This is a genomic window from Nitrosomonas aestuarii (assembly GCF_003046585.1).
GTDB lineage: Bacteria > Pseudomonadota > Gammaproteobacteria > Burkholderiales > Nitrosomonadaceae > Nitrosomonas > Nitrosomonas aestuarii.
This window is the reverse complement of sequence record NZ_QAAE01000052.1, coordinates 1-1311: the sequence shown is the minus strand read 5'-3', so window position 1 is coordinate 1311 and position 1311 is coordinate 1. Positions and strand designations below refer to the sequence as shown.

At 54.5% G+C, this 1311-nt stretch carries 2 protein-coding genes; both read right to left on the bottom strand.

Features of this window, described 5'->3' with window-relative positions:
- The coding region (locus tag C8R11_RS15800; protein ID WP_107796526.1) for a TrbC/VirB2 family protein at positions 1-360 on the bottom strand (360 nt) is incomplete at its 3' end.
- A gap of 21 nt (positions 361-381) precedes the next feature.
- A partial coding sequence (trbB, locus tag C8R11_RS15795; protein WP_107796525.1) for a P-type conjugative transfer ATPase TrbB occupies positions 382-1311 on the bottom strand: 930 nt, incomplete at its 5' end.

Sequence of the window (1311 nt, the reverse complement as noted above, 5' to 3'; positions counted from 1 at the left end):
TTCCTGGATCGCGCTATTCGGAATCAGTGCGCCCTGGAACAGATTGGTCATGATGTTATTGGCGCCGATCAGTAACGCCATCACCAGCACGATAAAAATCAGCGTGCGGAAAAATGCATTCAATTCGCCGCCAAAGATTAAAATGCCGCCGGCAACCACAATACCGACAATGGACAGCGTAAATGCGACGGGACCCGTCACCGAGTTTCGTAAATTGACCAGCCAGCTCTCGTAAGGCAGTGCACCGCCCGAGCCGACAGCGGCCTGGACGTTATCTGCGAACAGCAACAGACCCGGCAGGGACAGCATTGCGATAGAAAAAAACACGATTGCACATTGTCTGGTGTGCATTGACTTCATGGACCCACTCCTTATACAGGGTTACAACCTTCGGGATTTGAAATTGCCTCTTTTAAAACCACAGACTTCCAGAATTTGATGAACCTGCCTGCCCTGCGGGGTGCGCGCGATATGCACGACCAGATCCACCGCTTCAGCAATGAGCGGTTTTATTTCTGCAGGGGCATGATTGTTTCTTGATATAAGGGATTCCAGGCGCATCAGCCCGGATAATGCATCATTGGCATGCAGTGTGGCGGCACCGCCTTCGTGCCCGGTGTTCCAGGCATCGAGCAGATCGAGTGCTTCGGCACCGCGGACTTCGCCGACCAGTATGCGGTCGGGGCGCATGCGTAATGTTGTTTTGAGTAACTGCGTCATGTCGACGTCAAGTGTAGTGTGATACTGCACAAAGTTCTGTGCAGTGCATTGAATCTCGCCGGTGTCTTCCAGAATGAAGATGCGCTCATCCGGGTCACTGCGCACCATCTCAAAGATGATGGCGTTGATCAGCGTGGTCTTGCCTGATCCGGTACCGCCGGTCACCAGAATATTGCGGTGCGCGCGCACGGCATGCTTAATCACCGTGCAGTGCTCTGGCGATAACACGCCGGAGGCGACATATTGATCGAGGGTAAATATGGCAACCGCTTTTTTACGGATGGCGAATGTCGGGGATGTGACGACGGGCGGTATCTGCCCGGCAAAGCGCGAGTTGTCGAGTGGGAACTCGCCTTCGATAATGGGGTTGAACCGGGTGACTTCCTTGCCATGATAGCCGGCAACGGTCTTGATAACCGCTTCAGCCTGGGCGGCCTGCAGGTTACCAATACAGGTGATCTTCTGGCCCAGCTTCTCCTGCCAGATACGACCGTCGGCGTTGACCATGACTTCAACCGTTTCAGGGTCCTGCAACGCAGACACGATATCGCGGGCATCGCGTTCAAGCTTTCTTTTGGCGCGGTCCCTGAC